Raw genomic sequence first — 9,697 nt, 5'->3', positions numbered from 1 at the left:
GCGACGTGCCGATCCTCGGTGGCGACGAGGAAGCGTGCGCCGCCGACGACGCCCGCCCTGGACGAACGGAGAGCCACCGTGTTCCGACGCCCCGCCCGCCCGGCACCCGCCGACCTGCCCATGCCGCGCGACGTGGAGGCGCTCGAGGCCGTCCTCGCCGCCCTCGACGCGGGGGTCACCACCGAGCTCGAGGCCCACGTCGCCGGCGTGCGCGCCCTCGTCGACGCCCTCGACCTGGCCTACGGCGCGGTGTGGCTGCCGGGCGCGGACGGTCGCTTCCGCCTCGGCGCCGAGGTCGGGGAGCTCACCGCGGCGATGGCCGGCAGCCGCGGGCTGGAGCTGAGGCCCGGCGACGGCGTGGGCGGCCAGGCCCTCGCCTCGGGACGACCGCAGGACTGCGGCACCGCGACGGGCGCGGACACCTGCCTGCGCTGGCGCGACGCCCAGGCGGCCGGCGCCCGCCACGGGTGCCAGATGCCGATCACCGAGGGCGGTGAGGTGGTCGCGGTCCAGGAGTTCTACAGCGCGGACCCGCTGCCCTTCTTCGGCGGGCGCAGCGAGAAGTGGGAGGCCATCGCCCGCGTCGCGGCGCACGCGCGCCGCCGCGCGCTCGACTCGGCGCTGCTGCAGGAGACGCTCAACGACCGCATGGCCGTCACCACCGTCGTGACCCGCGTGGGCGACGCCGTCGACCAGGCGGGCGCGCTGACCCTGGCGCTGGAGACCGTGCGGTCCGCCTTCGGCTGGGCGTACGGCTCGTACTGGGCGCTGGACGAGCAGGCCCGCAAGCTCCGGTTCGTCACCGAGTCCGGGTCCGCCGGGGAGGAGTTCCGCCGCGTGACGCTCCAGGCGTCCTTCGCCGAGGGCGTCGGCCTGTCGGGGCGGGCCTGGCGCGCCCGCGACCTGGTCTTCGTGCGCGACCTCGGCGAGCTGACCGACTGCGTGCGGGCCCCCGCGGCCCAGCGGGCCGGTGTCCGCTCGGGCGTGTGCTTCCCCGTCACCAGCGGTGGGCGTGTCGTCGGCACCATGGACTTCTTCACCACCGAGACCATCGAGCTGTCGCCGTCGCGGGCCGCCGCCCTGCGCAACGTGCAGCAGCTCGTCTCCCAGCGCCTCGACGTCCTGCGCCGGGTCGAGGCCGACGCCCACAACTCCCGCGAGCTCCTCACGACGGTGTCCCGGCTGCGCGACGCGACCACGGACGCCGGCCGGGTGGCCGACGCCGCCGTGCACCAGGCGACGACCATGACGGCCGACGTGGACGCCCTGCAGGCCGCGTCCGCCGCCGTCGGCGAGGTCATCAAGATCATCTCCGCGATCGCCGACCAGACGAACCTGCTGGCGCTCAACGCGACCATCGAGGCCGCACGTGCCGGCGAGCTGGGCCGCGGTTTCGCCGTCGTCGCCAGCGAGGTGAAGGACCTGGCGCGGGAGACGGCCGAGGCGACCCAGCGGGTCGCCGACCAGATCGCGGGCATCCAGGGTTCCAGCCGCTCCGTGGCGGACGGCATCGGCGAGACGGCGGGGATCATCCGGGAGCTCGACACCGTGCAGGCCCGGATCGGCGCCGTGATCGACGAGCAGGCCCGGATGGCCGCGGCGTTCGACGACCGGCGCTGACGCCGCCGGCCCGACCACCGCACGGGTGTCCGCCCTGAGCGGACACCCGTGCGGCGCCCCGGCACGTCCTCGTAGCGTCGTGACCACAGCCGTCGAGGACTGGAGACCGTCGTGGACCACGCTCCCGCACGCCCCCCGCTGCGCCTGGTGCCCGGCGGGGCCGGCCCGTCCGCACCTCGAGACCGCCGCCGGCCCGAACTCCTCCTCCGCGTGGCCGTCGGGCAGGTCCTGCGGGCGGAGCGCGCCGAGCAGCGGCGCACCCTCGCGGACGTGGCCGCGACCGCTCGCGTGTCGCTGCCGTACCTGTCCGAGGTCGAGCGCGGACGCAAGGAACCCTCCTCCGAGGTCCTCGCCGCGGTCTGCGAGGCGCTGGACCTGACGCTGGTGGACCTGCTGCAGCGCACCGGGACGACTCTCGCCGGCGCCGCGAGCACGGGCCGCTCCGGCGTCACGCTCTCGCTCGCCGCCTGACGTCCGACTCGCAGGGTCTCCCCGCCGTCGCCTCCTCACCGCGGCACGGCGTCCAGGGGCGAGACCACCCGGTCCGCGACCCCGTAGGCGACGGCCTCCCGCGCGGGCAGGACGAGGTCGCGGTCGAGGTCGGCCCGCAGCCGCGCCACGTCGTGGCCCGTGTGGCGGGCCAGGACCTCCTCGATCTGCGCCCGGATCCGCAGCACCTCCGCGGCCTGCAGCTCGAGGTCGGTGGCGGTTCCCTGCGCACCCCCCGAGGGCTGGTGCAGCAGCACCCGCGAGTGCTCGAGCACGGAGCGCTTGCCCGCCGTCCCGGCCGCCAGGAGCACGGCCGCCGCCGAGGCGGCCTGCCCCACGCAGAACGTCGCGACGTCGGGCTGGATGAACTGCATGGTGTCGTAGATCGCCGTCAGGGCCGTGGCGGAACCCCCCGGGGAGTTGATGTAGAGGCTGATGTCCGCCGTGGGGCTCTCGGCTGCGAGGTGGACCATCTGGGCGATGACCACGTTGGCGACGGCGTCGTCGATCTCGCCGCCGAGGAACACGATGCGCTCCGACAGCAGGCGGCTGAAAACGTCCGACGTGCGGTCGCCCCGCGGGGTCGTCTCCGTGACGTACGGGATCGTGTACGCCATCACAGACCCACCTTCCGGACGGTGCCCAGCCGGACGTCCTCGACCCGTTCCACGACGGCGTCGACGAGGCCGTAGTCCTTCGCCTCCTGCGCGGTGAACCAGCGGTCGCGCTGCGAGTCGGCCTCGATGGTGGCGACGTCCTGACCGGTGTTCTCCGCGATCAACCGCTGCATCGTCGCCTTGGTGTGCGCGAGGTTCTGCGCCTGGATGGCGATGTCGGCCGCCGTGCCGCCGATGCCCCCCGACGGCTGGTGCATCATCACTCGGGCGTGGGGCAGGGCGAACCGCTTGCCCGCCGTCCCGGCGCACAGGAGGAACTGCCCCATGCTCGCCGCCATGCCCATGACGAGGGTGGCCACGTCGTTCGGGACGAGGCGCATGGTGTCGTAGATCGCGAGCCCGGCGCTGATCGAGCCGCCGGGGGAGTTGATGTACAGGGCGACGTCGCTGCGCGGGTCGTCCGCGGACAGCAGCAGGAGCTGCGCGCAGATGCGGTTGGCGACGGTGTCGTCCACCTCGGTGCCCAGCACGACGATGCGCTGGTGCAGCAGGCGCTGGGACAACTGGTCGTCGAAGGGACCGGCGAGGGTGCTGGGTGGTGCGGACACGTTGACCTCCTGGGAGTTCCCGGGGCCGCCGAGGTGGGGCCCGCTCCCACTGTGCGGGGAGCGCGGAGGGGAGGGGAAGGACTTCTGCCGTGAGGAGATCTGCCCGCGGCAGAGGGTTCCGGGGTGGCTCACGGGGGGAACGGTAGGGGCCGCGGGGACGGATCCCCGACGCCGTGCACAGGGTTCCGCCGCTCGTGGCCTGTGGACCCGGCGGCGCCTCCCGACGCTGTGCGACGTGCTGCACCGCAACGGGTCATCGACCTCTCGCCGCGCGGGGTCGTGTCGGAGGTCGCCCCTAGGTTCCCCGGCATGGACGAGATCGAGGTTCCCCGGGTGCCCCCCCGGCTGCCGCAGCGCCCGGGACCGCTGACGCCCGCGGAGCCGGTCGGCGCGGCGCACGGCGTGCGGCGCAGGGGCCTGTCCCCGGGCCGCTCGTCCGCGCCCGCCCGGCCCGGCCGCGCGGTCGCCGGGGCAGCCGTGTCGCCGCCGCCCCCCGGGGCGGGGGAGGATGGGGGTGTGGTCAGCACCTCGTCCCGCACCGTCCGTGCGCGTGTCCGCGCTCCGCAGCTCGTCGGTCGCCGGTGGCTGAACACCGGCGGCGTCGCCGTCAGCCTCGCCGACCTGCGGGGCAAGGTCGTGCTGCTCGACTTCTGGACGAGCTGCTGCGTGAACTGCCTGCACGTGCTCGACGAGCTGCGGCCGCTGGAGGAGCGGTACTCCGACGTCCTCGTGGTCGTGGGCGTGCACTCGCCGAAGTTCCGGCACGAGGCCGAGCCCGCCGCGCTGGACGCGGCGGTCGACCGCTACGAGGTGCACCACCCGGTGCTCGACGACCCGGACCTGGTGACCTGGAAGGCGTTCACGGCGCGGGCGTGGCCCACGCTCGTGGTCGTCGATCCCGAGGGCTACGTCGTGGCGTCCCTGTCCGGGGAGGGGCACGCGCACGGGCTGGCCGTGCTCCTCGACGAGCTCGTGGCCGAGCACGCGGCGAAGGGCACGCTGCACCGCGGGTCCGGGCCGTACGTCGCGCCGGAGCCGGCGCACTCCCCGCTGCGCTACCCGGCTCGGGCCGTCGTCCTGCCGTCGGGCGGGCTGCTGGTCGTGGACACCGGTCACCACCAGCTGGTGGAGCTCGAGGCCGACCTGGTGACCGAGCGCCGGCGCATCGGCTCGGGCGAGCGCGGGTCCACCGACGGCGAGGCCGCGTCGGCGCGGTTCTCCGAACCGCAGGGCGCGGCGGTCCTCCCCGCGGACGTCGCGGCCCGGCTGGGCTACGACGTGGTGGTGGCGGACAGCGTCAACCACGCCCTGCGCGGGGTCCGGCTGGCCGACGGTTCCGTGACCACGCTGGCGGGCACGGGTCGCCAGCTCCGTCGCCGGGAGGGCGGCGGACCGGCTCTGACGCAGGACCTCTCGACCCCCTGGGACGTGTGCTGGTTCGACGGCCAGGTCGTCGTCGCGATGGCCGGCGTGCACCAGCTGTGGGCCTTCGACCCGGACGCCGGCACGGTGCGCGTCCTCGCGGGGACGACCGCCGAGGGGGTCCACGACGGCCCGGCGGAGCAGGCGTGGTTCGCGCAGACGTCGGGGTTCGCGGTGCAGGAGGTCGACGGCGTCGAGACGCTCTGGTTCGTGGACGCCGAGACGTCCGCGCTGCGCTGGCTGCGCCGGTCCGGCGACGTCGACCGGGACGTCCGCGCGGTCCGGGACGACCGGATGGCGAACGTCGAGGCGGTCGCGGGCCCGGGGTACGAGGTGGGTACCGCGGTGGGGCTGGGGCTGTTCGACTTCGGCTTCCGCGACGGGCCGGGGGCACCCGTGGACGGCGGTGACCCCGCGCTGCTCCAGCACCCGCTCGGGCTGGCCGTGGCCCCGGACGGGACCGTCCTCGTCGCGGACACCTACAACGGGGCCGTGCGCCGCTACGACCCGGCGACCGGGCAGGTCAGCACCCTGCTCACCGACCTCGCCGAACCCTCCGACGTCGTCGTGGACCGCGGGCCCGACGGCGAGACCCTGCTCGTCGTCGAGGCGGCCGCGCACCGCGTGACCCGGTTCGCGGTGCCGAGCGAGCTCCGTGTCGACGAGGGCGCGCACACCGTGCAGCGCCCACCCACCGACCTGCCGCCGGGGACGGTGGCGCTCAGCGTGGCGTTCACGCCGCCGACCGGCCAGGAGCTGGACCACCGCTGGGGGGACCCGACCCGGCTCGTGGTCGCGGCCTCCCCGCCCGAGCTGCTCCTCGCGGGCGCCGGCGACGCCGAGGGGCTGCGCCGCAGCGTGGTCCTGGCCGATCCGGTGACCAGCGGGCTGACGGGCGGCGTGCTGCACGTCAGCGTCCAGGCGGCTGCGTGCGACGGGAACCCGGAGACGGGGGAGGTCCCCGAGTTCGCGGCGTGCCACCTCTACCAGCAGGACTGGGGCATCCCGGTCCGGCTCGTCGCGGGCGCCGACGCGAACCTCGTCCTGGAGCTGCGCGGAGCCTGATCCGGGTCCGGGTCCGGGTCCGGGTCCGGGTCCGGGTCCGGGCCGGGCCGGACGTGGCGACGGGAGTCCCGGGTCGCCACCGCGGCCGACGTGGCGACGGGAGTTTCCTGGGCACTGGGCACTGGGCACTGGGCACTGGGCGCGACCACGGCGGCGGCACGGCCCGCGCTCAGGGAACACCCGACTGAGGGCGCGTGAGCCATTGACCGTCGATCGTGCACGATCTAGGGTCGACGATGTCGTCACCGTGGACGATGAGCGAGGATGAGGGAGGTGCGGTGCGTGCGCCACCGGTCAGCGACTACTCCCGAGGAGCTCGAACATGGCGGTCGTGGAGCGAGGAGCACGTCGCCCGGCCGCCACCCGGCAGCTGCTGGCGGACCACGTCTACGACGCGGTGCTCGACCTGCTCATCGACGGCGAGTACCAGGCGGGGACCACGCTGGGGATCGACGCCCTGGCGCGGGAGTTCGAGGTGTCGCAGACCCCGGTCCGTGAAGCGCTCGCCCGCCTGGAGGCCACCGGGCTGGTCCGCCGCACGGCGCTGAAGGGGTACCGGGTCGCTCCCGTGGTCACCCCCGGCGAGCTCGAACGGCTCATGCAGGCGCGGCTCGTCCTCGAGTGCGCCAACGCGGAACTCGCCGCCCTCGCCATGGACGACGAGATCCTGCAGAGGCTCGAGGACGCCGTCCACGACCTGGCGGTGGCGCCCCTCGGCCCGTCCTTCCACGAGTTCCGCCAGTACTGGGCGGCCGACGAACGGTTCCACCTCGTCATCGCCGAAGCCACCGGCAACGAGTTCCTGCAGAGCGCCTACGCGGCGCTGGGCGGGACGATCCAGCGCTTCCGCCTCTTCGGGGGCCGGGGGGTGACCGATTCCGACCACTGCGTCGCCGAGCACACCAAGGTGCTCGACGCGCTGCGCACGGGTGACCCGGTCCGCGCACGAGCGGGCATGGCCGCCCACATCACCGAGGCTCGTGACCGCGCCCTCGCCGCCTACGACCTCACCGGTTCCCCGGTCGAGCCGACGGGCGCCTGACCCCCTCCCTCGACAGCACCCGCGGCCGGGCTCCGGCCCACCGCTGCTCCCCACAGCACCCGGCGGCCCGGCTCCGGCCCACCGCCCCCTCCGGCGACCCCGGTGGTGCCGCGATCCCGCGCGCCCCGGTGACCGTCGTCCCTCCCCTGACGAGAGGCACTGGATCCCGTGAGCACCGACACCCCGACCCGCGCCGACGTGAACGGCGCCGGCCTGCACAACCCGGGCATCTCCTCGGACACCAACCACTTCCCGCGCTCCGCCCCGAGCGACCCGGACGCGCCGCACGTCCGCTCCGCGAGCGTGACGGTGGACGCCGCCTCCGACCGCGGGGCCCTCGCCCGGATCTGGGAGAGCATCGGCTACGACGAGATCAACTGGACCTACACACCGCGCGGCAAGCAGCTCCTGCAGACCTTCCGGGCGATCTCCGGGCACGCCTTCCACGTCCGGCCGCACTACGTGTTCTGCTCGGGGACGGGCTTCGGGCTGCCGCACTGGGGCAACGGCAACGTTTACCACGAGGACGCCGACGGAAACCCGTCCTACGACTTCACCATCGTCGACGCCACGTACGACGCCATCGTGGGCGCCGGGCACCACGTGCTCGTGGAACTCGCCTTCACCCCCCGGGACCTGCTGCCCGACGAGGCCGCGGAGCTCGCGGTCGTCCCGAGCCCCACCGTCTACAGCAACTACGAGGCGGGCGCCTGGGCGTACCCGCCGAAGGACTACGCCAAGTGGGGCGGGCTCGTGGCGGCGCACGTGCGCCACTGCCTCGAGCGCTACGGCGCCGAGGAGGTCGGCGCCTGGTTGTGGGAGCTGTGGAACGAGCCGGACATCAGCTACTGGCGCGGCACCCCGGAGCAGTTCTACGACCTCTACACCGTGACCGCCGAGGCGGTGCGCAGCGTCCTGCCCGAGGCGAAGGTCGGCGGGCCCGCCGTCACCGGCGGCGGTGTGGAGTTCCTCCGCGGGTTCCTGCGCCACACCCTGGCCCACGACCTGCCGCTGGACTTCGTGTCCTTCCACACGAAGGGCTCCGCGTTCACGCCCTGGCGCGTGTACGGGCCCACGGGTGGCCCGGCGCCGGAGCGGCAGAGCCCGTCGGCGCACAAGATGCTGTTCGAGGTCCGCCGCATGCTGCGCGTCGTCGCGGAGTTCGAGGAGTACCGGTCGCTGCCCGCGATCGTCGACGAGTGCGACGCCGGGGTCCCTGCGCACTACAGCGTCTACGACAACGCGAACTTCCGGTTCCAGAACACCGAGTACTACCCGGTCTTCCAGGTCAAGCTCATGAAGAAGCTCCTCGACCTCAACGAGACCGAGGCGGTGAGCGTCCAGCACGCCACCTCGTGGAGCTTCTACTTCGAGGGGGAGCGGTACTTCGAGGGCACCCGGGCGTTCACCACGGCCGGCGGTGTCGAGAAGCCGTTCCTCAACGCCTACCGGGCGCTGGCGCAGCTCGGCTCGCGCCGGCTGGACGCGACGTCGAGCGCGGCGTCGCCGCCCGAGGACCTCGACGCGGGCGACGGCCGCAGCATGCGCGAGGAGGTGGACGTCCTCGCCTCCCGCGCCGACGACGGCCGCGTCAGCCTGCTGGTCTGGCGCCACACCGACGACCAGCACCAGCACGACGACGAGACCGCGAGCGTCGACGTGGCCGTGACCGGCCTGGCCCCCGGCTCCTACCGCCTGACCCACCACCGCATCGACGCCCGCCACAGCAACGCGCACACGGTGTGGCAGGAGCTCGGCAGCCCGCAGGACCCGACGCCCGAGCAGCTGGCGGCGATGACGAGCCGCCAGGGCCTGGAGGAGCTCGCGCCCGCACAGGACGTGGCGGTCGACGGCACCTTCACCACGCGGCTCGACCTGCCGCTGCCCGCGGTGTCGCTCGTCGTGCTGGAGCCCCGGTGAGCGCCGGGCGCCCGACCGTCCCCACGGTCCGGCTGGCCGGCGGTGTGGAGGTCCCGCAGTTGGGACTGGGCGTCTTCCAGGTCCCGCCGGACGAGGCGCAGCGCGTCGTCGAGACGGCGCTGGAGGCCGGGTACCGGCACGTCGACACCGCGGCGGCGTACAACAACGAGTCGGGGGTCGGTGCGGCCATCGCGGCGTCCGGACTGCCGCGCGAGGAGGTCTTCGTCACGACGAAGCTCCGCAACGGCGACCAGGGCCGGGACGCCGCGCGGCGCGCCTACGACGACAGCTGCCGCCGGCTCGGCCTCGACCACGTCGACCTCTACCTCGTGCACTGGCCGAACCCGTCGGCCGACCGCTACGCGGACAGCTGGCGGACGCTGGCCGAGCTGCTCGACGAGGGGCGCGTCCGCGCCGTGGGCGTCTCGAACTTCCTGCCCGAGCACCTCGACCGGCTGGCGGCGGAGTCGGGGGTGGTCCCGGCCGTGAACCAGGTCGAGCTGCACCCGACGTTCCAGCAGCGCGAGCTCGTGGCCGACACGCAGCGGCGGGGCATCGTGGTGGAGGCGTACTCACCGCTCGGCCAGGGGGCGGACCTGTCCGCGCCCGCGGTGGCGCGAGCCGCGGCCACGCTCGGCGCGACCCCGGCGCAGGTCGTCCTGCGCTGGCACCTCGACCGAGGGCACGTCGTCATCCCGAAGTCCGGCCGGCCCGAGCGCATCGCGGAGAACCTCGCCGCGGTGGGTGTGCACCTCGACGGGCAGGTGCTCGACGGCATCACGGCCCTCGACGCCGGTGCCCGCCTCGGTGGCGACCCCGCCACCTTCGCCCTGAGCCAGATCCGCTAGCCGACCCGAGGAGGAGAGCTCGATGGCGAGGACCCCTGCTCCCACCGCGCCGCGCACCACCGGCCC

Annotated in this window: 8 protein-coding genes; 6 read left to right on the top strand and 2 right to left on the bottom strand. The window is 74.5% G+C overall.

Annotated elements, in window-relative coordinates:
* Positions 1-78 precede the first annotated feature (78 nt).
* Positions 79-1,620 carry a methyl-accepting chemotaxis protein gene (locus tag GTR02_RS16145; RefSeq protein WP_338073859.1) on the top strand — a complete coding sequence of 514 codons (1,542 nt, stop codon included), beginning with the start codon at positions 79-81 and terminating at the stop codon, positions 1,618-1,620.
* Between the two features lie 111 nt (positions 1,621-1,731).
* Positions 1,732-2,091 carry a helix-turn-helix domain-containing protein gene (locus GTR02_RS16140; protein ID WP_338073858.1) on the top strand — a complete coding sequence of 120 codons (360 nt, stop codon included), beginning with the start codon at positions 1,732-1,734 and terminating at the stop codon, positions 2,089-2,091.
* Between the two features lie 35 nt (positions 2,092-2,126).
* Here GTR02_RS16140 and GTR02_RS16135 read toward each other — a convergent pair whose 3' ends face one another.
* The gene (locus GTR02_RS16135) at positions 2,127-2,726 is read right to left on the bottom strand and encodes a ClpP family protease (protein WP_166608518.1); all 600 of its coding nucleotides are present in this window, start codon (positions 2,724-2,726) and stop codon (positions 2,127-2,129) included.
* Positions 2,726-3,334 (bottom strand): ATP-dependent Clp protease proteolytic subunit, encoded by a 609-nt coding sequence (locus tag GTR02_RS16130; protein WP_166608517.1) that lies wholly within the window; start codon positions 3,332-3,334, stop codon positions 2,726-2,728. The genes GTR02_RS16135 and GTR02_RS16130 overlap by 1 nt, the downstream gene beginning before the upstream one ends.
* Before the next feature lie 516 nt (positions 3,335-3,850).
* Between GTR02_RS16130 and GTR02_RS16125 the strand changes: the two genes are divergently transcribed.
* The 4 genes from GTR02_RS16125 to GTR02_RS16110 all read left to right on the top strand — a co-directional run bounded on the left by GTR02_RS16125 (position 3,851) and on the right by GTR02_RS16110 (position 9,631).
* Positions 3,851-5,821 (top strand): thioredoxin-like domain-containing protein, encoded by a 1,971-nt coding sequence (locus GTR02_RS16125; RefSeq protein WP_166608516.1) that lies wholly within the window; start codon positions 3,851-3,853, stop codon positions 5,819-5,821.
* Between the two features lie 322 nt (positions 5,822-6,143).
* The gene (locus GTR02_RS16120; protein ID WP_166608515.1) at positions 6,144-6,863 is read left to right on the top strand and encodes a GntR family transcriptional regulator; all 720 of its coding nucleotides are present in this window, start codon (positions 6,144-6,146) and stop codon (positions 6,861-6,863) included.
* A 168-nt stretch (positions 6,864-7,031) separates the two neighbouring features.
* Entirely contained in the window at positions 7,032-8,783 is a 1,752-nt protein-coding gene (locus tag GTR02_RS16115; protein ID WP_166608514.1) for a GH39 family glycosyl hydrolase, read from the top strand.
* A complete protein-coding gene (locus tag GTR02_RS16110; protein WP_338073857.1) occupies positions 8,780-9,631 on the top strand; it encodes an aldo/keto reductase in 852 nt (283 codons plus the stop codon). The genes GTR02_RS16115 and GTR02_RS16110 overlap by 4 nt, the downstream gene beginning before the upstream one ends.
* Positions 9,632-9,697 lie beyond the last annotated feature (66 nt).

This window comes from Kineococcus siccus (assembly GCF_009906795.1).
Taxonomy (GTDB): Bacteria; Actinomycetota; Actinomycetes; order Actinomycetales; family Kineococcaceae; genus Kineococcus; species Kineococcus siccus.
The sequence above is the reverse complement of the archived record's forward strand: the minus strand, read 5'-3'. Positions and strand labels throughout refer to the sequence as shown.